A 21340-nucleotide genomic window follows, 5' to 3' on the forward strand; every position below is an offset into this window, starting at 1 on the left:
ACGCGATGCAGGGGAAACCGTCCATACTTAAACTTGCTGCTGGCGCAGTCCTTCGAAGAAGCACACGGCGGCGCAAGCGGCGACATTCAGCGACTCGACCTGGCCCGCATGCGGCACCGCGACCCGGTGCGTGGCGAGCTTCAGCAATTCATCCGACACACCCTGCCCTTCGTGACCCAGCACCCAGGCCACCGGCTGGCGCAGGTCCATCGCATACAGCCGCTCGGCCGCATAGCCGCTGGTGGCCAGCACCGGCACCTTCGCAGCACGCACCAGCGGCGCCAGTTCAATCTGTTCGAAAATCTCCAGCACGAAGTGCGCGCCCATTGCCGCCCGCAGCACCTTCGGCGACCAGCAGAAAGCAGTGCCTGGGCTGCAGTAGACCTGCTTGATGCCGGACGCCGCCGCGCTGCGCAGGATCGAGCCGACGTTGCCCGGATCCTGCACGCCATCCAGCAGCACGCTCGGCCCCACCAGGGCCGGCGCCGCCGAAGGCTGCGGCGAATCGATCACGAACAGCAGGTGCACGCCGTGCTCGACCTGGCTGACGGCGTTGAACAGCGCATCGGGCAGCGCCGTCACCGACGCATGCAGCGCCTCGCAGCGCGCGACGATCGCCTGCACTTCATGGTTGCCGAGCGCGCCTTCCGACACCACGCAGTGGCGCGGCGCCCCGCGCAGGTCGAGCCAGCTCTGGCACAGGTGCACGCCGTCGAGCAGGCTTTGTCCGGCCTTGCGCCGCGCCTGCGAGCTGGTGGCGAGGCTTTTCAGGTCTTTGTAGAACGCGTTGTCGCGCGAGCTGATGATTTTCATACTGCTTCTGCTTCAGTCATGTGGCCACTGAGTTCTGCAAACAGGTCGACCTGCAGCAGGTTGCGCACCGGTGCGAACGAACGGCGGTGCGCCGGCGACGGGCCGTGCAGGCGCAGTCGCTCCAGGTGCAGCGGGGTGCCGTAACCCTTGTGCTGGTCGAAGCCGTATTGCGGGTACAGGTCGTGCAGGCGCACCAGCGCGGCGTCGCGCGCCGTCTTGGCCAGGATCGAGGCGGCCGAGATGGCGTTGACCTTGTCGTCGCCCTCCACGATCGCATGCGCGCGCACCTCCATCTGCGGGCAGCGGTTGCCGTCGATCAGGGCCAGCGTCGGCACCGTCTGCAGCGCCTCCACCGCGCGCCGCATCGCCAGCATGGTCGCCTGCAGGATGTTGATGCTGTCGATCTCTTCGCACGAGCATTCGGCGATGGCCCAGGCCAACGCATGCTCGCGGATCAGGGGCGCGAGCTCGTCGCGCCGCGCCTCGGTCAGCTTTTTCGAATCGCGCAGGCCCTCGATCGGCCGCAGCGGATCGAGGATGACGGCGGCGGCGAACACCGGCCCGGCCAGCGGACCGCGTCCGGCCTCGTCGACGCCGCACACGATATCGAGCTCGGTGAACGGCCGAAGCCTCGGCGGCAGGCCGGGATACAGGTTGACTTTCTTCTTTCTCATGCCGGTTCACGCGATGTATGAACATCGCGGCCTATCACTTTCAATACCGCTTCCGCGCTCTCTCGCGCGCTGTCGCGCAGCAGGCTGTGGTGCATCTCCAGGAAGCGCGCGGCCAGCCGTTCGCGTCCGGCCGCATCCTGCAACTGGGCCCAGACCGCATCGGCCATCGCCTCGGGCGTGGCCGCATGCTGGATCAGCTCCGGCACCAGGAACTCGCGCGCCAGGATGTTCGGCAGGCCGATCCAGGGCTGGTAGCCCATGTGGCGCATGATCGCGTACGACGCCGCCATCACTTTATAGGCGATCACCATCGGCTTCTTGAACAGCGCCACCTCCAGGGTCGCGGTGCCGGAAGCGACCAGCACCGCGTCGGCGGCGGCGATCGCCGTGTGCGAGCCGGCGGCGGTCACCTGCAATTCGACGTCCTGCAAGCCCGCCTTGACCACGAGCTCGTCGAAGTAGGCGCGCTGGCGTTCGCCGACCATCGGCACCACGAAGGTCAAACCCGGATCGCGCGCGCCCAGGAGCTTTACCGCGCGGATGAACGGCTCGGCCAGGTATTTCAGCTCGCCCATGCGGCTGCCCGGCATCACCGTCACCACGCGCGCATCCGCATTCAGGCCGAGCGCACGGCGCGCCGCGGCGACGTCGGGCGCCAGCGGGATGGTCTCGGCCAGCGGATGCCCGATATACGTCACCGGCACCCCGGCCTCGCGATAGATCGCTTCCTCGAACGGGAAGATCACCAGCATGTGCGACACCGCGCGCTGGATCTTCTTGATCCGCCCGCCGCGCCAGGCCCAGATCTGCGGCCCGATGAAGTGCACGGTCGGGATGCCGGCGCCGCGCAGCTGCTCTTCGAGACCGAGATTGAAGCCCGGATAGTCGGCGCCGATGAAGGCGCTTGGGCGCTCTGCGATGAGACGGTCGCGCAGCCTGCTCTGGATGCGCTTGAGTTCGGGATAGCGGGGAATGACTTCGAACAGGCCGCGCACCGTGAGCGTGTCCATCGGGACCTCGCTCACGAAGCCCTGCTCGATCATGCGCGGCCCGCCGATGCCGTGGAAGCGGGCCTGGGGAAGATGCGGCCGCAGGCCGGCCAGCAGGCGCGCGGCGAGCATGTCGCCGGACGCCTCGCCGGCCACCAACGCCAGCGAAACGTCGTTCTTCATCTCGTTAGCGGACGATGCCACGGGTGGCGGTGCCGAGGAATTCGCGCAGCAGGCGAATGTCTGCGCTGGCCGCCGGCAGGCGCTCTTCCTCGGCCTGGAGCGCCGTCTTGGCCTCTTCCAGGGTCAGGTTCGAGCGGTACAGCAGTTTATACGCGCTGCGGATGCCGTCGAGCTGCTCGCGCGTGAAGCCGCGGCGCTTGAGGCCCTCGAGGTTCACGCCGCGCGCGCCGGCCGGATTGCCGGAGACGAGCACGTAGGGCGGCACGTCCTGGGTCAGGCTGGTGTACATGCCGATGAAGGCATGGGCGCCGATCTTGCAGAACTGGTGCACGCCGGCGTAGCCCGACAGGATGGCCCAGTCGCCCACCTGCACGTGGCCCGCGAGCTGCGCGTTGTTCGAGAAGATCGTGTTGCTGCCCACCTGGCAGTCGTGCGCCACGTGGACGTAGGCCGAGATCCAGTTGTCGCTGCCGACGCGGGTGACGCCTTCATCCTGGACCGTGCCCAGGTTGAAGGTGACGAATTCGCGCACCGTGTTGCGGTCGCCCACTTCCAGGCGGGTCGGTTCGCCGTTCCACTTCTTGTCCTGTGGCGCGCCGCCGATCGAGCAGAACTGGAAGAACTTGTTGTCCTTGCCGATCGTGGTGTGGCCTTCGATGACCACGTGCGGGCCGACCACGGTGCCGGCGTCGATGCGCACATTCGGCCCGATGATCGAATACGGGCCGACCTCGACCGAGCTGTCCAGCTCCGCCTTCGGATCGACGATCGCGGTCGAATGGATTTTGCTCATCTCGTACTCCCCTTACTGCGCCGCGCCTTCCGGGCCCTTCATGGTCGCTTCGGCGGCGCCGCGGATGGTGCACATCAACTCACCTTCGACCGCCACCTTGCCGTCGACGGTCGCCACCGCCTTGTACTTCCAGATGCCGCGCGCGACGCGCAGGATCTCGATTTCCATGCGCAGCTGGTCGCCCGGCTCGACCGGACGCTTGAAGCGCGCGTTGTCGATGCCGACGAAGTACACCACCGAGTTTTCGTCGGGCTTGACGTTCATGGTCATGAACGACAGGATGGCCGCGGTCTGCGCCATCGCTTCGATCATCAAGACGCCCGGCATCACCGGCTTGTGCGGGAAGTGGCCGTTGAAGAATTCTTCGTTGACGGTGACGTTCTTGATCGCGACGATGCGCTTGCCCAGTTCGACGTCCAGCACGCGGTCGACCAGCAGCAGCGGATAGCGGTGCGGCAGGTATTCCTTGATCTGGGTGATGTCGAGGGTCTTGAGTTCTGGAGTGGTCATTTTTGTTCTGTCAGGTTTCTGATGGTTTTCTCGAGCGTGCGGATCTTGGCGCGCATCGAATCGAGATTGCGCACGATCGCCGCGCTGCGTTCCCATTCGGCGTTCTTGGCCAAGGGGTAGAAGCCGGTGTACTGGCCCGGTTCGAGGACCGAGCGCGACACCATGCTGCCCGAGGAGATATGGACGTTGTCGGCGATTTCGAGGTGGCCCAGCACCATGGCGGCGCCGCCGAAGGTGCAGCGGCTGCCGATCTTGGCGCTGCCGGCCACGCCGACGCAGCCGGCCATCGCGGTATGCGCGCCGATGCGGCAGTTGTGGCCGATCTGGATCTGGTTGTCGAGCTTCACGCCGTCCTCGATCACGGTGTCGTCCAGCGCGCCGCGGTCGATCGTGGTGTTAGCGCCGATGTCGACGTCGTCGCCGATCAGCACGCGGCCGGTCTGCGGGATCTTGATGTAGGCGCCGGCTTCGACGGCAAAGCCGAAGCCGTCGGTGCCGATCACCGCGCCCGAGTGCAGGATGCCGCGCTTGCCGATGCGGCAGCGCGCATGGAAGGTCACGTTCGCGAACAGGTGCGTGTATTCGCCGATCACCGCCTCGCGGCCGATGAAGCAGCCGGCGCCGATCACGGCGTGGGCGCCGACAATGGCGCCCTCCTCGATCGTCGCGTGCGGCCCGACGTGGGCGGTCGGATCGACCGTCGCGCCGGGGTCGACCACGGCGCTCGGATGGATGCCGGGCGCCGGCGCCTGCTCGGTGAGCGACACGAAATACTGCGCCGCGCGGGCGAAGTAGGCGTAAGGATTGGTGGTGACGATGCGCGCGCCTTCATAGGTCGCGGCCACCGTCGGATCGTCCAGCGGCGACAAAATCAAGGCCGCCGCCTGGCTTTGCGCGGCCAGTGCGCGCAGCTTGCTGTTGCTGAGGAAGCTGATGTGCGAAGCGCCGGCGCTGTCCAGGGGGGCGATCGCCTGGACTTCGAGGTCCGGGTTGCCCACCAGCTGTCCGCCGAAGCGCTCGACCAAATCGCCCAGTCGAATGCCCATCTCGGTCTTTCCAGTGTAAGTCAAAATCGGTACTGCTTTATTTGTCGAGCAGTTTCAGGATCTTGTCGGTGATGTCCACGCGCGGGCTGACCCACGCCGCCTCGACCAGCACGGCGTCGAGTTTTTCCTGTTCCGCGACCTGCTCGACCAGCTTGTAGGCCTTTTGCGCGATCGCGGCGCGCTCTTCGTTCTTGCGCTGCTGCAGGTCTTCCTGGAACTCGCGCTGCATGCGCTCGACGTCCTTCTGCATGTTGTACAGCTCGCGCGCGCGGCGCGTGCGGTCCAGCTCATTCAGGCCCGCCGCTTCGGCGTCGAATTTCTCGGACGTCTGCTTGTACTTGCCGACCATCTCCTCGACCGCCTTCTGGCGCTTCGAGAACTCGGCGGCCAGCTTGGCGTCGGCCGCCTTGGCCATCTTGGAGTCGGTCATCAGGCGCTCGGTGTGCACGAAGCCGATGCGGCTGACGGTCGCCTGCGCGTGGGCCAGCGGCGCGGCGCACACGGCGGCCAGCACCAGCGAGGCGCCGAGCGCGGGTCGAACCGTGGACCTGCGTCCACCAGGCAGCGAGTCAATCAGATTTTTCAACATAAGTCTCTCGCAATCGTTCTTCGGGTCGCCGTGGGCCGCTTAGAAGCCGGTGCCCATCTGGAACTGGAAGCGCTCCAGGCGGTCGCCCGGCAGCGAATTCAGCGGCTTAGCATAACTCAACTTGAGCGGACCGACCGGGGAAATCCAGGACAGGCCGATACCGGCCGAGTAGCGGAACTCGTCGTAGCGGATCTTCGCGTCTTCCTGGAACACCTGGCCGCCGTCGACGAAGGTGAACCAGCGCAGGCTGCGGTCGGTGCCGCTGCCCGGGAACGGGAACTGCAGCTCGGCATTGCCGATAATGCGCTTGGAGCCGCCGATCGCATCGTAGTAGCGCGGATCGACCACGCCCAGCGACGAGCTTTCGTAGCCGCGCACCGAACCGATGCCGCCCGCATAGAAGTTCTTGAACACCGGGTAGGCGCTGCCGCCGATGCCCTTGCCGTAGTCGAACTCGCCGCGCAGGGCCAGCGTCATCCAGCGGGTCAGCGGCTTCCACCACTGGTGCTCGTAGACCATCCTGTAGTACTTGGCGTCGCCGATGGCGTCGATCTCGAAGTTGGCGCGCTGGAAGCGGCCGCGGGTCGGGGTCACGGCGCTGTCGCGGGTATCGCGGCCCCAGGCCGCGGTCAGCGGGATCGCATTGGTGGTGGCCTTGCCGATGCCGCTGGCCGGGCCGCCGTTCTGGCGCACGAAGGTCTGGTAGATCGTCGGCGAGGTCTGGTCGGTTTCCAGCTCGGTGCGTTCCAGGCCGGCGCCGAAGTAGACGGTGTCGGATTCGGAGAACGGCACGCCGAAGGTCAGGTTGCCGCCCATCTGGCGCACGGTGTACGAGCCGATGTTCAGCGCCGGCGGGCGCGAGGTGCGCAGGTACAGCGAGAACGCGCGCGAGATGCCGTCGTCCGTGAAGTACGGATTGGTCTGCGAGAACGCGATCGTGCGGTTGTACTTGCTGGTGTTCAGTTCGATGCCGACCGTGTTGCCGCTGCCGGCGAAGTTGGCCTGCGAGATCGACGCGGTGAAGGTGAACTTCTCGGACTGCGAGAAGGCGCCGCCGATCATGAAGTTACCGGTCGGTTTTTCTTCGACCGCGATGTTCACGTCCACCTGGTCCGAGGTGCCGGGCGACTCGGGCGTCTCGACCTTCACGTCCTTGAAGTAGCCGAGGCGGTCGACGCGGTCGCGCGACAGCTTGACGCGGTTGGCGTCGTACCACGAGCTTTCGAACTGGCGGAATTCGCGGCGGATGACTTCGTCGCGGGTCACGGTATTGCCCGAGATGTTCATGTGGCGCACATAGGCGCGCTTGCCCGGATCGACGAAGAAGGTGAACGCGACTTCGCGTTTCTCGCGGTCGAGTTCCGGGTTGGCCGTCACGTTGGCGAAAGCGTAGCCGAAGGTGCCCAGGCGGTCGGCGATCAGCTTGTTGGTCGCTTCCTGCAGGTCGCCGACATAGGTCTTGCCCGGCTGGAGCACGATCAGCTCCTTGAGCTCCTCTTCGCGGCCGAACATCTCGCCCTCGAGCTTGACGCTCGAGACGGTGTACTGCTCGCCCTCGGTGATGTTGAGGGTCAGGTAGATGTCGCGCTTGTCGGGGGTGATCGAGACCTGGGTCGATTCGACGTTGGCCTCGAGGTAGCCGTGGTTCAGGTACCAGGACTTGATGGTCTCCAGGTCGCCGGTCAGCTTTTGCTTGGAATACTGGTCGGCCTTCGAGTACCAGGTGAACCAGCCGGACGGGCGCAGTTCGAGCAGCTGGCGCAGCTGCTTGTCGCTGAAGGCCTTGTTGCCGATGATGTTGATGCCCTTGATCTTGGCGACCTCACCCTCGTCGACGTTGAACATGACCGTCACGCGGTTGCGCTCGATCGGGGTCACGGTGGTGGTGATCTTGACGCCGTACAGGCCATGCGACAGGTACTGGCGCTTGAGCTCCTGCTCCGCGCGGTCGACCGAGGCCTTGTCGAAGATGCGGGTCTGGGCCACGCCGATCTCGGACAACGCCTTGACCAGCATGTCCTTCTCGAACTCCTTGGTGCCGGTGAAATCGACCGACGAAATCGCCGGGCGTTCCTCGACCAGCACCACCAGCACGCCGTTTTCTTCCTCAAGGCGGATGTCCTTGAAGAAGCCGGTGGCGTACAGTGCCTTGATCGCGCTCGAGGCCTTGGCGTCATCGAAGGTCTCGCCCACGCGCACCGGCAGATAGCTGAACACGGTGCCTGCTTCCGTCCGCTGGATGCCTTCGACCCGGATATCCTTGACGACGAACGGGTTGGCGGCCAGCGCATTACCGGCGCACAGGGCCAGCACGGCCGCGCCGATCAAGCTGCGACGAATGAACGGCAGGGCAAAACGATCTGGTTGTGATTTCATTGGCTGGATCAAAGGGTCAGTCATTTGGACAACGATTGCATATTATTCTGTGCCGGGAATGTCGCCCCGACTCCGGGAGCGAATGCAGGCCGCTAGAGCAGCCGCACCAGGTCATTGAAGACGGCGAGCGCCATCAGCATGAACAGCAGGCCGCCCCCGGCGCGCTGCGCGAACTCGCCGACGCGCGCAGGAAGGGGACGCCCGGTCAAAACTTCCAGCGAATAATACAGTAAATGGCCACCATCCAGAACTGGAATTGGTAACAAATTCATTACTCCTAAGCTGATACTAATAAAGGCGATGAACTGTAAATAGCTCACGAGACCTATTCTCGCTGTCTGTCCGGCATAGTCGGCGATGGTAATGGGACCGGTCACATTCTTCCACGACGCCTCCCCGGTAATCATCTTCCAGATCATCTTGAGGGTCATCACGCTGGTATCCCAGGTGCGTTCCGCGCCGCGCGCGATCGCCTCGAACGGGCCCGAGCTCACGGTCACCATCTCCGGCGCCTGGGCCACCATGGCCTTGATCACGCCGCGGCCATTCGCGTCGGCCTCGGGCACCAGCGACAGGGCCACGGGACGGCCACCGCGCTCGACCTCGAGCGCCAGCGGCTTGCCAGGCGAGGCCCGCACCGCCTCGATGAAGGCGATGCCGTCATTGACCGGCCGACCGTCCATGCGCAGCACCAGGTCGCCGTCCTGCAGGCCGGCGCGCTGCCCTGCCCCATCCGGCAGCACCTTCTCGATGCGCGGTTGCGGGCGCCACAAGTCCAGGCCCAGCTCGGCCATCACGTCGGTCTCGACGTCGAGCCGGCCGACCACCGCCGCCGGCAGCGTCGCGCTGTAAGTGCCGCCGTGGGCGCCGCGCAGTTCCAGGCGCGCGTCCGACTTGTCCACCGCCGCATGCACGATCTGCCAGCGCAGCTCGGCCCACGAGGCCACCTCGTTGCCGTTCACGGCAACCACCGTATCGCCGCCGCGCACGCCGGCCTTGGCCGCCTCGGACGCCGCCGGCGCCTCGCGCAGGCGCGCCGACGGCTCGTCCACGCCATGCATATACAGTGCGGCCATCAGGCCGATCGCCAGCAGGAAGTTGGCCAGCGGGCCAGCGGCGACGATGGCGATCCGCTTCCAGACGTTCTGGCGCGTGAACTCGCGGTCCAGGTCGGCATCATTGGTCGGCGCCGTCTCGGGATCGCGCGCATCGAGCATCTTGACGTAGCCGCCCAGCGGCAGCGCCGACAGCGCCCATTCGGTCTGGTCCTTGCCGAAGCGGCGCGACCACACCACGCGGCCCATCCCGACCGAGAAGCGCAGCACCTTGACGCCGCAGGCGCGCGCGACCAGGTAGTGGCCCAGTTCGTGGATCACGATCAGGGGACCGAGCGCCAGCACGAAGGCCAGCACGGTGTAAAGCATGGTCATGGCGGGGTCCAGGGGGTCAGCGCTGCAAGCCTGAAGCGATGGTCGATACGGCGTCGTCGGCGGCCGCGCGCGCACGCGCGTCCTGGGCCAGCACCGCCTCGATCGACGGGGCCGGGCCGTGCGGCACGACGTCGAGCGCGTGCTTGACCACGCGCTCGATGTCGCGGAAACCGATGCGGCGCTCGAGGAAGGCCTGCACTGCCACCTCGTTGGCCGCGTTGAGCAGGGCCGGGGCGGTGCCGCCCGCGCGCAATGCGTCGAAAGCGAGCGCCAGGCAGGGGAAGCGCTCGAAGTCGGGCTTGAAGAACTGCAGCCCGGCCATCTGCGTCAGGTCGAGCTGGGCCACGCCCGAATCGATCCGTTCCGGATAGGCCAGCGCATTGGCGATCGGGGTGCGCATATCGGGATTGCCCAACTGGGCCAGCACCGAGCCGTCCACATACGAGACCATCGAGTGGATCACGCTTTGCGGGTGGATCACGACTTCGATCTGGTCGGCCGGCGCGCCGAACAGCCAGTGGGCCTCGATCACTTCGAGGCCCTTGTTCATCATGGTGGCGGAATCGACCGAGATCTTGCGGCCCATGACCCAGTTCGGGTGCTTGCAGGCTTCGTCGGGGGTCACGCTGCCGAGCGTGTCGACGGCGCGGTTGAGGAACGGCCCGCCGGACGCGGTCAAGAGGATCTTGGACACCCCGCAGGCGCCGGGCACGCGCGCATACGAGGCCGGCAACGCCTGGAAGATCGCATTGTGTTCGCTGTCGACCGGCAGCAGGGTCGCCTTGTGCTCGCGCACGGCGTCCATGAACAGCTGGCCCGACATCACCAGCGCCTCTTTATTGGCCAGCAGGATCTTCTTGCCGGCGCGCGCCGCAGCGAGCGTCGGCGCCAGGCCGGCGGCGCCGACGATGGCGGCCATCACGATGTCGGTGTCCGCGCTGGAGGCGATGTCGCACAGCGCCTGTTCGCCATATTCGACGCTGGTGGACAGGTCGGCGATCAAGGCCGCGAGTTGCGTGGCGGCCTCAGGACTGCCGACCACCGCGCGCTGCGGGCGAAACTGGCGGCAGGCGGCGGCCAGTTCTTCCACGCGCGAATGCGCGCTGAGGGCATGGACGCGGTAGCGGTCGGGATGGCGCGCCACCACGTCGAGGGTCGAGGCGCCGATCGAACCGGTGGCGCCAAGGATGGTAATGCCTTGCATGGAAACTTCCTTCTAGAGCCGGGTGGCGATCAGGGCCGCCAGCGGCAGGACCGGCACGAGTGCGTCGATCCGGTCCAGCACGCCGCCGTGGCCAGGCAGCAGATTGCTGCTGTCCTTCATGCCAGCACGGCGCTTGAGCTGGGATTCGAACAGGTCGCCGACCACGCTGGCGACGACGATGAGGGCGATGACGGCCAGCATGCCGGCCCAGCCGAAGCTGGCTTGCACGCGCACCGCGAAGGTATTCGCGAGCGCCTCGCCGCCGAACAGGACGGTAAGCGAGGCCAGCAGCACGGTCACGACGCCGCCGCCGATGGCGCCTTCCCACGACTTGCCGGGCGAGATCGACGGCGCCAGTTTATTCTTGCCGAAGGTCTTGCCGCACACATAGGCGAAGATGTCGGCCGACCAGACGATGACGAGCACCGACAGCAGGAACAGGGCCGAGTACTGGAACAGCATGACGATGGCGGCGAAGCAGGCCACCAGAGAGATCGCGTACAGCAGGCTCAGCAGCGTGTTCGGCGTGCTGGCCAACGGCGGCAGGCCGAGCTTGAGCGTGGGCGCGAAGCGCAGCAGCCACAGCAGCGCGCCGATGGCGAACCAGAAGGTCGGATCGCCCTGCTCGCGCATGAAGAAGGCATAGGCGAAGGCCAGGGTCCAGGCCGCCGCAATCAGCACGGCGCTCTTCGCGCCCGGATTGAACAGGCGGAAACACTCCCAGATCGCCGCCCCGAAGAAGATCGAAGCGACCACCGCGAACGCCGTGGGGTTGTTGGAATACAGAACCGGCAGCAGGACTGCCAGCAGGACGAGCGCGGTGACGATCCGGGTCTTGAGCATCAGTTGGTCTTCTTCGCTACTTGGGCGCTGGTCTGGCCGAAGCGCCGTTCGCGGCCCTGGAACGAGGCGATCGCCTCATCCAGCGCCTCGGGCGTGAAATCGGGCCAGAAAGTGCTGGTGAAATGCAGTTCGGAATACGCCAGCTGCCACAACAGGAAATTCGAGATGCGCTCCTCGCCGCCGGTCCGGATGAACAGGTCGGGTTCGGGCGCATACGCCATCGCCAGGTGCGGAGCCAGCATTTCCTCCGTAAATTCGGTCACGCCGGGGTTGGCCTGCACCATCTTCCCCGTTGCCTGCATGATATCCCAGCGGCCGCCATAGTTGGCGCACACGGTGACGGTCAGGCGGGTATTGCCGGCGGTGCGGCGCTCGGCGTTGGCGATCATCTCTTGCAGCTTGGGGTCGAAGCGGCTCAGGTCGCCCACGACTTTCAGGCGGATATTATTGGCGTGCATCTTCGAGACTTCGCGCTCGAGCGCCGTGACGAACAGGCGCATCAGGAGCGAGACCTCGTCGGCCGGGCGGCGCCAGTTCTCGGACGAGAAGGCGAACAGGGTCAGGTACTCGACCCCGCGCAGCACGCAGGCTTCGACGATGCCGCGCACGGCTTCCACGCCCTTGACGTGGCCGGCGACGCGCGGCAGCAGGCGTTTGGTGGCCCAACGGCCATTGCCATCCATGATGATGGCAATATGGCGCGGCACGGCGGGCGTGTCGGGAACGGCGGTGGTCGAACTTTTGAACATCTTGTATCCAGCAGGGCTGCGCCCGGACTGCCGTCCGGCGGTGCGCATATGGCCAATCAGAATTGGACAATCATAAGGTAGGCGGACCGGCCGCGGCAAGCTGCCGGGGCCGGTCCGCAAGAAAGCCGTTGAGCTGGGCCTTTACACCGTCAGGATTTCTTTCTCTTTTTCGCCCAGCAGCTTGTCGATGTCGGCCACGGCCTTGTCGGTCAGCTTCTGGATCTCGTCCGAGGCGCGGCGCTCGTCGTCTTCCGACGCGGTCTTGTCTTTGACCATTTTCTTGAGTGCTTCGTTGGCATCGCGGCGAATATTGCGCACGGCAATCTTCGCATCTTCGCCTTCCGACTTGGTCAGCTTGACCATCTCTTTGCGGCGCTCTTCGGTCAGCGGCGGGGTCGGCACGCGGATCATGTCGCCCTGGGCCGATGGGTTCAGGCCCAGGTCGGCGTCGCGGATCGCTTTTTCGATGGTCGAGGCCATTTTCTTTTCGAACGGCTGGACGCCGATGGTGCGCGCGTCGACCAGGGTCAGGTTGGCCACCATCGGCAGCGCGGTCGGGGCGCCGTAGTACTCGACCATCACGTGGTCCAGGATGCCGGTATGGGCGCGGCCGGTGCGGACCTTGGCCAGGTCGGCTTTCAGGGTCTCGATGGACTTGGCCATGCGCTCTTGCGCGTTCTTTTTGACGTCAGCCAGGGACATGCTGCTCTCCTTGTTGTTCAGTAATATTTTAAACGTGTACCAGTGTACCCTCGTCTTCGCCCATGATCACGCGGGTGAGCGCGCCGGGTTTGACGATGGAGAACACCTTGATCGGCAGTTTCTGGTCGCGGCACAGCGCGAAGGCGGTGGCGTCCATCACTTGCAGGTGCTTGGCGATGGCTTCGTCGAACGAGATGTTCTCGTAGCGGGTCGCGTGCGGGTCTTTCTTGGGGTCGGCGCTGTAGACGCCGTCGACCTTGGTGGCCTTCAGGACGATCTCGGCCGAGATCTCGGCGCCGCGCAGGGCGGCCGCGGTATCGGTGGTGAAGAACGGGTTGCCGGTGCCGGCGGCGAACACGACGACCTTGCCTTCTTCCAGGTATTGCAGGGCTTTCGGGCGCACATAGGGCTCGACCACCTGCTCGATGCCGATCGCCGACATGACGCGGGCGGTGATGCCGACGTGGCGCATGGCGTCGGCCAGGGCCAGCGCATTCATGACGGTGGCCAGCATGCCCATGTAGTCGGCGGTGGCGCGGTCCATGCCCTGGGCGCCCGGGGCGACGCCGCGGAAGATGTTGCCGCCGCCAATCACCACCGCCACCTGCACGCCCAGCTTCGCCACTTCCGCCACGTCGGCCACCATGCGCTCGATGGTGGCGCGGTTGATGCCGAACGGGTCGTCGCCCATCAGCGCTTCGCCGGACAGTTTCAGGAGGACTCGTTGGTAAGCTGGTTTTGACATGATGAAGCGGCTCCTAATGTGATGTTTCGATGTTGCGAATTCGGGTCCGATCGCTGGCCCGTGGGCTGCGATCTCATCTGCCTCGAGGGCGATGGCATTGTAAGGCGGGCGCGGTCGGTGAGTCGCGCAGCTGGTCGGCATGCGAACTTGGGGGGCACAATGCCAGTGGCATTGCGCCCGCCTGCGCGGGGACGACGTACGGAGGGTGCGGGCCACAGGAGCCTGCATCGGCCTGCACCGCCAGTACGTCGTTCCCGCGAAGGCGGGAACCCAAGTTTCCATGCTCAGCCGCAACTCCATTACGGCTACGCAAACAAACCTTCCCACCTTAAAAAAACGGACCTTGCGGCCCGTTCTTTTTGATTACTGCTTGTTTGCAGCCATCTGTGCTGCGACTTCCGCTGCGAAGTCGTCGACCTTCTTCTCGATGCCCTCGCCCACCACGTACATGGTGAATGCCTTGACGGTGGTGTTCGATGCTTTCAGGTATTGCTCGATCGACTGCTTGTCGTTCTTCACGAATGCCTGGTTCAGCAGCGACACTTCTTTCAGGTACTTCTGCACCGAACCGTCGATACGCTTGGCGACGATTTCGTCCGATTGCGGCTGCTTGCCTTCGGCGACGGCCTTCTCGGCGTCTTCCTTGGCCTTCAGTTCGGCGACCGAGCGCTCTTTTTCGATCATTTCAGCAGGCACTTGCTCCGACGACAGAGCGACTGGTTTCATTGCAGCGATGTGCATGGCCAGGTCCTTGCCGACTTGCTCGTCCGCGCCTTCGAAGTCGACGATGACGCCGATGCGGGTGCCGTGCAGGTACGAAGCCAGCTTGCCGGTGGTTTCGAAACGCTGGAAGCGGCGCACGGTCATGTTCTCGCCGATCTTGCCGATCAGGCCAGTACGCACGTCGTCGAAGGTCTTGCCGTCGTGCGGCAGCGCTGCCAGGGCGGCGACGTCAGCCGGGTTGTTCTCGGCGACCAGCTTGGCGGCCAGGTTGACCATGGCCAGGAATTCGTCGTTCTTGGCGACGAAGTCGGTTTCGCTGTTGACTTCGACGATCGCGCCGACGTTGCCGGAGATGTAGGTTGCCACGACGCCTTCGGCGGTGATGCGTGCCGATGCCTTCGATGCCTTGCCGCCCAGCTTGACGCGCAGGATCTCTTCAGCACGACCCATGTCGCCGTCGGCTTCGGTCAGTGCTTTTTTGCATTCCATCATTGGCGCGTCGGTCTTCGCGCGCAGTTCGCCTACCATCGCTGCAGTAATCGCTGCCATGTTGATTTCTCCTAAATGTTTTATCCGGTTGCAGGTCGTTATGACAACGCCCCACGGGTATTCAGCTTAAAAAAAGGGGGGCTCGTGTGTGCGGCGCCCCCTTCGATGTGCCAGCGGGTCAATGACCCGCAGTCACTTATGCCTGCTCGGAAACTTCGACGAAGTCGTCGCCGCCAGCCTTGACCATTTCCACGACTTCGTTGGTGGCGTTGGCGCGGCCTTCCAGGATCGCATCGGCGACGCCGCGTGCGTACAGGGTGATCGCTTTCGACGAGTCGTCGTTGCCTGGGATGACGTGGGTCACGCCTTCTGGCGAGTGGTTGGTATCGACGATGCCGATGACCGGGATGCCCAGCTTGCCGGCTTCGGTGATGGTGCCCTTGTGGTAGCCGACGTCGACGACGAAGATCGCGTCAGGCACGCCGCCCAGGTCCTTGATGCCGCCGATCGACTTTTGCAGCTTTTCCATTTCGCGCGAGAACAGCAGCGCTTCTTTCTTCGACATCTTCTCGACCGAACCGTCTTCGACTTGGGCTTCCATGTCTTTCAGGCGCTTGATCGAGGTCTTGATGGTCTTGAAGTTGGTCAGCATGCCGCCCAGCCAACGCTGGTCGACGTAAGGCACGCCAGCGCGCTGTGCTTCGGCGGCGATGATGTCGCGTGCCTGGCGCTTGGTGCCGACCATCAGGATGGTGCCGCGGTTGGCCGAGATCTGCTTGATGGTTTTCATCGCATCCTGGTACATCGCCATGGTTTTTTCCAGGTTGATGATGTGGATCTTGTTGCGATGACCGAAGATGAACGGCGCCATCTTTGGGTTCCAGAAACGGGTCTGGTGGCCGAAGTGGATACCGGCTTCCAGCATTTCACGCATAGTAACGGACATGTAATTCTCCAGGGTTGGGTCTTGAATGTGGCCAGTCACCAGTCAGGCACCCTTTTAGGGCCACATTCGCGATTTCAATAAAATAAAAGATGCTTTTTACAACATTGCTCGATGCGAATCCGAGCAACCCGAGATTCTAGCGGGATTTGCCGTTTTGTTCAAGCGTGACGTAGGACTGGCGATGGGGCCCGCCCTGAGGAAGGAATGTTTCCTCTATAATGAACCCTTATTGCCCAGACTATCGCAGGATAAGAATCCCCTATGGCCTCCACTCCCAAAACTCCCGAAGAAATCGAAGGCATGCGCGTCGCCTGCCGCCTCGGCTCGGAAGTGCTCGACTATATCACCCCGTTCGTGAAGCCCGGCGTCACCACCGGCGAACTCGACCGCCTGGCGTATGAATACATGGTCAACGTCCAGGGCACGACCCCGGCGACCCTGAACTATGCCCCGCCGGGCTACCCGCCCTTCCCCGGCTCGATCTGCACCTCGCTCAACGACGTGATCTGCCACGGCATCCCGGGCGACCGCGTGCTGAAATCGGGCGATGCGCTCAACATCGACATCACCCCGATCACCAAGGATGGCTACCACGGCGACAACAGCCGCATGTTCCTGGTCGGCGAGCCGTCGATCATGGCGCGCCGCCTGTCCGAGATCACCTTCGAGTGCATGTGGCTGGGCATCGCCGCCGTCAAGCCGGGCAAGCACCTGGGCGACATCGGCCATGCGATCCAGCAGCACGCCGAAAAGGCCGGCTACAGCGTGGTGCGCGAATTCTGCGGCCACGGCGTGGGCCGCGTGTTCCACGAAGAGCCGCAGGTGCTGCACTATGGCCGCCCCGGCACCCTCGAGGAACTCAAGCCGGGCATGATCTTCACCATCGAGCCGATGATCAACGCCGGCCGCCGCGACATCAAGGAAATGCCGGACGGCTGGACCATCAAGACCAAGGACCGCAGCCTGTCGGCCCAGTGGGAACACACGGTGCTGGTCACCGAGACCGGGGTCGAGGTGCTGACCATGTCGGCCGGCAGCCCGCCGCCGCCCGCCATCGTGCTGCCGCTGCTGAACCCCGGCGCGGTCCCAAGCCTGGCCGCGGCCTGAAGGAGCGCCAATGGGACAGGCCGCCCTGCTCGACACCGCCCGCACCACGCTGCGCCAGCGCCTGAAGGCCGAACGCCAGCTGGTGTTCCAGGCCTTCCAGGAAGACGGCAAGCCCGAGAAGCTCCTGCGCGGCTTGCGCCAGGTGGTCGACGGCGTCCTGCTCGACGCCTGGCAGGCCGCCGGCCTGCCGGAGCACACCGCCCTGGTGGGCGTGGGCGGCTATGGGCGCGGCGAACTGTTCCCCTATTCCGACGTCGACCTCCTGATCCTGCTGGGACAGCCGGCCGACGCCATCACCCAGGCGCGCCTGGAAGGCCTGGTCCAGCTGCTGTGGGACCTGGGCCTGGAAATCGGCCACAGCATCCGCACCGTGGACGAGTGCCTGAGCGAGTCCGCCGCCGACATCACGGTGCAAACGAGCCTGCTCGAAGCGCGCCTGGTCACCGGCAGCGCGCCGCTGTTCGAGGAGCTGCAGCGGCGCTACCGCGACGCCCTCGATCCGCAAGCCTTCTTCCAGGCCAAGACGGCCGAGATGCGGCTGCGCCACGCCAAGTACGAATACACCGCCTTCGCGCTCGAACCGAACGTGAAGGAAAGCCCCGGCGCGCTGCGCGACCTGCAGGTGATCCTGTGGGTGGCCAAGGCCGCGGGTCTTGCCGACACCTTCGGCCAGCTCGCCACGCGCGGCCTGATCACGCGCATGGAAGCGCGCCAGCTGCTGGAAAAGGAAAGCGCCTTCAAGGACATCCGCATCCGGCTGCACCTGCATACGAAAAGACGCGAAGACCGCCTGGTGTTCGACGTCCAGACCGCGATCGCCGGCACCTTGGGCCTGACCGCCAGCGGCGAAGGCCCGGACGCGCGCCGCGCCAGCGAATTTTTGATGCAGCGCTACTACTGGGCCGCCAAGACCGTGACCCAGCTGAATACGATTCTGCTGCAGAACATCGAAGCCCAGCTGTTCCCGCAGCCGGCGGTGGCCTTCCCGATCAGCGCCCACTTCACCCAGGTGGGCAGCCTGATCGACGTCGTGGCCGACGACACATTCGAGAAGCATCCATCCGCCATCTTCGAGCTGTTCGTGGCGATGACCGAGCGCCGCGAGCTCAAGGGAATGACGGCGCGCGCCACCCGCGCGCTGTGGCATGCGCGCACGCTGATCGACGAGGCCTTCCGCGCCGACCCGGGCAACAAGGCCCTGTTCCTGCGCGTGCTGCAGGCGCCGCGCGGCCTGGTGCACGCGCTGCGCCGCATGAACGAGTTCGGCATCCTCGGCCGCTACCTGCCGGCCTTCCGCAAGATCGTCGGCCAGATGCAGCACGACCTGTTCCACGTGTATACCGTGGACCAGCACATCATGATGGTGGTGCGCAACCTGCGCCGCTTCACGATGCCGGAACACGCCCACGAATACCCGTTCTGCAGCCAGCTGATCGCCGACTTCCACGACCGCTGGCTGCTGTACGTGGCGGCCCTGTTCCACGACATCGCCAAGGGCCGCGGCGGCGACCATTCCAAGCTCGGCATGGATGATGCGCGCGGGTTCTGCCGCGACCACGGCATTAACGAGGAAGACACCGAGCTGGTGGTATTCCTGGTCGAGCAGCACCTGACCATGTCGACGGTGGCGCAGAAGCAGGACCTGTCCGACCCCGACGTGATCCAGGCCTTCGCCGCCGTAGTGAAGGACGAGCGGCACCTGACCGCGCTGTACCTCCTGACCGTGGCCGACATCCGCGGCACCAGTCCCAAGGTGTGGAATGCCTGGAAGGCCAAGCTGCTCGAAGACCTGTACAAGGTCACCCTGCGCGTGCTGGGCGGCGAGCCGCATTCGGCCGACCGCGAGCTGCGCACGCGCCAGAAGGAAGCGCTGGCCACCCTGCGCCTGTTCGGCCTGGACGCCAATGCCCACGAAGCGCTGTGGAAGCAGCTCGACGTGGCGTACTTCCTGCGCCACGACGCCTCCGACATCGCCTGGCAGACGCGGGCGCTGGTCGACAAGGTCGACAGCGACAAGCCCGTGGTCCGCGCGCGGCTGGCGCCGATCGGCGAAGGCCTGCAGGTGGCGGTCTACGTCAAGGACCAGCCCGACCTGTTCGCGCGCATCTGCAGCTACTTCGACCGCAAGAACTTCAGCATCCTGGACGCCAAGATCCACACCACGCGCCACGGCTATGCGCTGGACAGCTTCCTGGTGGCGGACGAGAACTTCGCCGGCAGCTACCGCGACATCATCAGCCTGATCGAGCACGAGCTGTGCGCCCAGCTGCTGTCGCAAGAACCCTTGCCGCCGCTGGTGCGCGGACGCCTGTCGCGCGTGGCGCGCACCTTCCCGATCACGCCGACGGTCGAATTGCGGCCGGACGAACGCGGCCAGTTCCACGTGCTGTCGATCGCCGCCAACGACCGCATGGGCCTGTTGTACGCGATCGCCAGCGTGCTGGCCCGCTACCGGCTGAACCTGCACACGGCCAAGATCATGACCCTGGGAGAGCGCGTCGAGGACGTGTTCCTGATCGACGGCCCGGCCCTGAACAATCCACGCACCCAGGTGCAGCTCGAGACCGACCTGCTCGACGCCCTCAAAGTTTGATTCACCTCTTTTCACAGTAAAGCTTTACCCATGACCGAACCGCTCCGCCTCTCCAAACGTATGTCCGAACTCGGCCTGTGCTCGCGCCGCGAAGCCGATGAATGGATCGCCCGCGGCTGGGTGCGGGTGGACGGCAAGGTCGTCTCGGAGCTGGGCAGCAAGGTGCTCCCGACCCAGCGCATCACGGTCGAGCGCCAGGCCGCGGCCGAGCAGTCGAAACGCGTGACCATCCTGATCAACAAGCCGGTCGGCTACGTCAGCGGCCAGGCCGAGGATGGCTATACGCCGGCGATCGCCCTGATCAAGCCCGAGAATCGCTGGGCGGACGATCCTGCGCTAGAACAGTTCCACCCGACCCAGTTGCGCAGCCTGGTGCCCTGCGGACGGCTGGACATCGATTCGGTGGGGCTGCTCGTGCTGTCGCAGGACGGCCGCATCGCCAAGCACCTGATCGGCGAGACCACTTCCGTCGACAAGGAATACCTGGTGCGGGTGCAGTACACCAGGCCGGGCAAGCTGCCCGAGAGCGACCTGAAAAAGCTGAACCACGGCCTATGGATGGACGGCAAACCGCTACTGCCGGCCAAGGTGCGCTGGCAGAACGAGGACCAGCTGAGCTTTACCCTGCGCGAAGGCAAGAAGCGCCAGATCCGGCGCATGTGCGATATGGTTGGCCTGAAAGTGGTGGGCCTCAAGCGCGTGCGCATCGGGAAGGTCAAACTGGGCAACCTGCCCGAGGGCCAGTGGCGTTACCTGGCCCCGGACGAGCAGTTCTAACCGTTCGGCAGCGGCGCTTCCCTCGCCAGCAGGCCCTCGGCCTTCAATTCTTCCCAGAACGCCGGCGGGATGACGATGTCCATCAGCGCAGCATTGCGCTGCAGGTGGGCCACGCTGCTGGCGCCGGGAATGGTGGCCGCCACCACCGGATGCGCCAGCCCGAACTGCAGCGCCGCCGCCGGCAGGTCGACGCCGTGGCGCGCCGCCACCTGGCGCAGGCGTTCGCGCCGCCCGATCTTGTCTTCATCCGCCGGGCCGTAATCGTAGTTCGGGCCGCCCGCCAGGAAGCCGGAATTGAACGGACCGCCCAGCACCACCTTCGCGCCCCGCTCCTCGCACAACGGGAACAGCTCGTCCAAAGGCGTGGTCTCCATCAGCGTGTAGCGGCCGGCCAGCAGGAAGACGTCGGGATCCGCATCGCGCAGCGCGCGCAGGCAAGGGTCGACCGTGTTCACGCCCAGGCCCCAGCCCTTGATCACGCCCTCCTCGCGCAGCCTGGCCAGGCCCTCGAAGGCGCCGCCGCGGCCGGCCGCGATGGCGTAGTAGTGCTCGTACTCGGCCTGGCTGAAACGGTCCGGCGACAGGTCGTGCACATAGACGATGTCGATGTGCGACAGCGCCATGCGCTGCAGGCTGTCCTCGATCGAACGGCGCGCGCCGTCCGCCGTGTAGTCGGTGATGCGCCGGAACGGCAGGCCGCCCACGAAGGGGGCGGCAATCTCGGGCGTCTCGCTCGGCGCCAGGATGCGGCCGACCTTGGATGACAGCGTGTACTCATTGCGCGGACGGCGCCGCAGGGCCTGGCCGAAGCGGTGCTCGGACAGGCCGGCGCCATAGTGCGGCGCGGTGTCGAAATAGCGGATGCCGGCGTCCCAAGCCGCATCAACGGTGGCTTGCGCCGCCTCTTCGCTCGTCTTGTGGTACATGTCTCCCAGGCCGGTGCCACCCAGGCCCAGGCGCGTCAGGGGTTGGTAACGCTGAGTCATTGTTCTGTCCTTTCTCGACGACGCATGATGGGACAGATTCTGCCTGCCGGACCGCGACGCCGGCGCACGCCAG

20 protein-coding genes are annotated in these 21340 nt (G+C 65.3%); 3 read left to right on the forward strand and 17 right to left on the reverse strand.

The window, feature by feature from the left end:
• Nucleotides 1-27: 27 nt before the first annotated feature.
• The 16 genes from J3U95_RS07465 to rpsB form a co-directional block, all read right to left on the reverse strand.
• Entirely contained in the window at nucleotides 28-813 is a 786-nt protein-coding gene (locus tag J3U95_RS07465; protein WP_208277988.1) for a TrmH family RNA methyltransferase, read from the reverse strand.
• A complete protein-coding gene (gene rnhB, locus J3U95_RS07470) occupies nucleotides 810-1487 on the reverse strand; it encodes a ribonuclease HII (protein ID WP_229519695.1) in 678 nt (225 codons plus the stop codon). Before rnhB ends, J3U95_RS07465 begins: the two co-directional genes overlap by 4 nt.
• The gene (gene lpxB / locus J3U95_RS07475) at nucleotides 1484-2659 is read right to left on the reverse strand and encodes a lipid-A-disaccharide synthase (RefSeq protein ID WP_208277989.1); all 1176 of its coding nucleotides are present in this window, start codon (nucleotides 2657-2659) and stop codon (nucleotides 1484-1486) included. The genes rnhB and lpxB overlap by 4 nt, the downstream gene beginning before the upstream one ends.
• A gap of 4 nt (nucleotides 2660-2663) precedes the next feature.
• Nucleotides 2664-3452 carry an acyl-ACP--UDP-N-acetylglucosamine O-acyltransferase gene (gene lpxA / locus J3U95_RS07480; protein WP_109347555.1) on the reverse strand — a complete coding sequence of 263 codons (789 nt, stop codon included), beginning with the start codon at nucleotides 3450-3452 and terminating at the stop codon, nucleotides 2664-2666.
• Nucleotides 3453-3464: 12 nt separating this feature from the next.
• On the reverse strand, nucleotides 3465-3962 hold the full coding sequence (gene fabZ / locus J3U95_RS07485; RefSeq protein WP_005667524.1) for a 3-hydroxyacyl-ACP dehydratase FabZ: 498 nt from the start codon (nucleotides 3960-3962) through the stop codon (nucleotides 3465-3467).
• Nucleotides 3959-5008, reverse strand: coding sequence for a UDP-3-O-(3-hydroxymyristoyl)glucosamine N-acyltransferase (gene lpxD / locus J3U95_RS07490; RefSeq protein WP_109347554.1), 1050 nt, complete (start codon nucleotides 5006-5008; stop codon nucleotides 3959-3961). The genes fabZ and lpxD overlap by 4 nt, the downstream gene beginning before the upstream one ends.
• A 37-nt stretch (nucleotides 5009-5045) precedes the next feature.
• Nucleotides 5046-5597, reverse strand: coding sequence for an OmpH/Skp family outer membrane protein (locus tag J3U95_RS07495; RefSeq protein WP_208277990.1), 552 nt, complete (start codon nucleotides 5595-5597; stop codon nucleotides 5046-5048).
• A gap of 39 nt (nucleotides 5598-5636) precedes the next feature.
• Complete coding sequence (bamA, locus tag J3U95_RS07500; RefSeq protein WP_208277991.1) at nucleotides 5637-7973, reverse strand: outer membrane protein assembly factor BamA; 2337 nt, start codon at nucleotides 7971-7973, stop codon at nucleotides 5637-5639.
• A gap of 92 nt (nucleotides 7974-8065) precedes the next feature.
• Complete coding sequence (gene rseP / locus J3U95_RS07505) at nucleotides 8066-9403, reverse strand: RIP metalloprotease RseP (protein ID WP_208277992.1); 1338 nt, start codon at nucleotides 9401-9403, stop codon at nucleotides 8066-8068.
• A gap of 16 nt (nucleotides 9404-9419) precedes the next feature.
• A complete protein-coding gene (gene ispC / locus J3U95_RS07510) occupies nucleotides 9420-10607 on the reverse strand; it encodes a 1-deoxy-D-xylulose-5-phosphate reductoisomerase (RefSeq protein WP_208277993.1) in 1188 nt (395 codons plus the stop codon).
• A gap of 12 nt (nucleotides 10608-10619) precedes the next feature.
• The gene (locus J3U95_RS07515) at nucleotides 10620-11450 is read right to left on the reverse strand and encodes a phosphatidate cytidylyltransferase (protein WP_208277994.1); all 831 of its coding nucleotides are present in this window, start codon (nucleotides 11448-11450) and stop codon (nucleotides 10620-10622) included.
• On the reverse strand, nucleotides 11450-12199 hold the full coding sequence (gene uppS / locus J3U95_RS07520; RefSeq protein ID WP_208277995.1) for a polyprenyl diphosphate synthase: 750 nt from the start codon (nucleotides 12197-12199) through the stop codon (nucleotides 11450-11452). Before uppS ends, J3U95_RS07515 begins: the two co-directional genes overlap by 1 nt.
• A 141-nt stretch (nucleotides 12200-12340) precedes the next feature.
• Entirely contained in the window at nucleotides 12341-12901 is a 561-nt protein-coding gene (gene frr / locus J3U95_RS07525) for a ribosome recycling factor (RefSeq protein ID WP_208277996.1), read from the reverse strand.
• 28 nt (nucleotides 12902-12929) lie between these two features.
• Nucleotides 12930-13646 (reverse strand): UMP kinase, encoded by a 717-nt coding sequence (pyrH, locus tag J3U95_RS07530; RefSeq protein ID WP_005667511.1) that lies wholly within the window; start codon nucleotides 13644-13646, stop codon nucleotides 12930-12932.
• A 363-nt stretch (nucleotides 13647-14009) separates the two neighbouring features.
• Nucleotides 14010-14918, reverse strand: coding sequence for a translation elongation factor Ts (tsf, locus tag J3U95_RS07535; RefSeq protein WP_208277997.1), 909 nt, complete (start codon nucleotides 14916-14918; stop codon nucleotides 14010-14012).
• 136 nt (nucleotides 14919-15054) lie between these two features.
• Complete coding sequence (gene rpsB / locus J3U95_RS07540) at nucleotides 15055-15804, reverse strand: 30S ribosomal protein S2 (RefSeq protein ID WP_005667508.1); 750 nt, start codon at nucleotides 15802-15804, stop codon at nucleotides 15055-15057.
• 261 nt (nucleotides 15805-16065) lie between these two features.
• Here rpsB and map point away from each other — a divergent pair, with 261 nt between their 5' ends.
• From map to J3U95_RS07555, 3 genes are read left to right on the forward strand one after another with little or no spacing between them, the layout of a single operon-like run.
• Complete coding sequence (gene map / locus J3U95_RS07545; protein WP_208277998.1) at nucleotides 16066-16911, forward strand: type I methionyl aminopeptidase; 846 nt, start codon at nucleotides 16066-16068, stop codon at nucleotides 16909-16911.
• 10 nt (nucleotides 16912-16921) lie between these two features.
• Complete coding sequence (locus J3U95_RS07550; protein WP_208277999.1) at nucleotides 16922-19504, forward strand: [protein-PII] uridylyltransferase; 2583 nt, start codon at nucleotides 16922-16924, stop codon at nucleotides 19502-19504.
• A gap of 30 nt (nucleotides 19505-19534) precedes the next feature.
• Nucleotides 19535-20281, forward strand: a complete 747-nt coding sequence (locus J3U95_RS07555) for a pseudouridine synthase (protein ID WP_208278000.1) — start codon at nucleotides 19535-19537, stop codon at nucleotides 20279-20281.
• Here the strand turns inward: J3U95_RS07555 and J3U95_RS07560 are convergent.
• Nucleotides 20278-21267 (reverse strand): aldo/keto reductase, encoded by a 990-nt coding sequence (locus tag J3U95_RS07560; RefSeq protein WP_208278001.1) that lies wholly within the window; start codon nucleotides 21265-21267, stop codon nucleotides 20278-20280. The genes J3U95_RS07555 and J3U95_RS07560 overlap by 4 nt on opposite strands.
• Nucleotides 21268-21340: the final 73 nt, after the last annotated feature.

The sequence above is a fragment of the Massilia oculi genome (assembly GCF_017582745.1).
GTDB classification, from domain to species: Bacteria; Pseudomonadota; Gammaproteobacteria; order Burkholderiales; family Burkholderiaceae_D; genus Telluria; species Telluria oculi_A.

Bases quoted from the DNA above. Each gene is read 5' to 3' on its own strand.
- J3U95_RS07465 (WP_208277988.1), bottom strand. From the start codon at position 813: ATGAAAATCATCAGCTCGCGCGACAACGCGTTCTACAAAGACCTGAAA.
- rnhB (WP_229519695.1), bottom strand. From the start codon at position 1,487: ATGAGAAAGAAGAAAGTCAACCTGTATCCCGGCCTGCCGCCGAGGCTT.
- lpxB (WP_208277989.1), bottom strand. From the start codon at position 2,659: ATGAAGAACGACGTTTCGCTGGCGTTGGTGGCCGGCGAGGCGTCCGGC.
- lpxA (WP_109347555.1), bottom strand. From the start codon at position 3,452: ATGAGCAAAATCCATTCGACCGCGATCGTCGATCCGAAGGCGGAGCTG.
- fabZ (WP_005667524.1), bottom strand. From the start codon at position 3,962: ATGACCACTCCAGAACTCAAGACCCTCGACATCACCCAGATCAAGGAA.
- lpxD (WP_109347554.1), bottom strand. From the start codon at position 5,008: ATGGGCATTCGACTGGGCGATTTGGTCGAGCGCTTCGGCGGACAGCTG.
- J3U95_RS07495 (WP_208277990.1), bottom strand. From the start codon at position 5,597: ATGTTGAAAAATCTGATTGACTCGCTGCCTGGTGGACGCAGGTCCACG.
- bamA (WP_208277991.1), bottom strand. From the start codon at position 7,973: ATGAAATCACAACCAGATCGTTTTGCCCTGCCGTTCATTCGTCGCAGC.
- rseP (WP_208277992.1), bottom strand. From the start codon at position 9,403: ATGACCATGCTTTACACCGTGCTGGCCTTCGTGCTGGCGCTCGGTCCC.
- ispC (WP_208277993.1), bottom strand. From the start codon at position 10,607: ATGCAAGGCATTACCATCCTTGGCGCCACCGGTTCGATCGGCGCCTCG.
- J3U95_RS07515 (WP_208277994.1), bottom strand. From the start codon at position 11,450: ATGCTCAAGACCCGGATCGTCACCGCGCTCGTCCTGCTGGCAGTCCTG.
- uppS (WP_208277995.1), bottom strand. From the start codon at position 12,199: ATGTTCAAAAGTTCGACCACCGCCGTTCCCGACACGCCCGCCGTGCCG.
- frr (WP_208277996.1), bottom strand. From the start codon at position 12,901: ATGTCCCTGGCTGACGTCAAAAAGAACGCGCAAGAGCGCATGGCCAAG.
- pyrH (WP_005667511.1), bottom strand. From the start codon at position 13,646: ATGTCAAAACCAGCTTACCAACGAGTCCTCCTGAAACTGTCCGGCGAA.
- tsf (WP_208277997.1), bottom strand. From the start codon at position 14,918: ATGGCAGCGATTACTGCAGCGATGGTAGGCGAACTGCGCGCGAAGACC.
- rpsB (WP_005667508.1), bottom strand. From the start codon at position 15,804: ATGTCCGTTACTATGCGTGAAATGCTGGAAGCCGGTATCCACTTCGGC.
- map (WP_208277998.1), top strand. From the start codon at position 16,066: ATGGCCTCCACTCCCAAAACTCCCGAAGAAATCGAAGGCATGCGCGTC.
- J3U95_RS07550 (WP_208277999.1), top strand. From the start codon at position 16,922: ATGGGACAGGCCGCCCTGCTCGACACCGCCCGCACCACGCTGCGCCAG.
- J3U95_RS07555 (WP_208278000.1), top strand. From the start codon at position 19,535: ATGACCGAACCGCTCCGCCTCTCCAAACGTATGTCCGAACTCGGCCTG.
- J3U95_RS07560 (WP_208278001.1), bottom strand. From the start codon at position 21,267: ATGACTCAGCGTTACCAACCCCTGACGCGCCTGGGCCTGGGTGGCACC.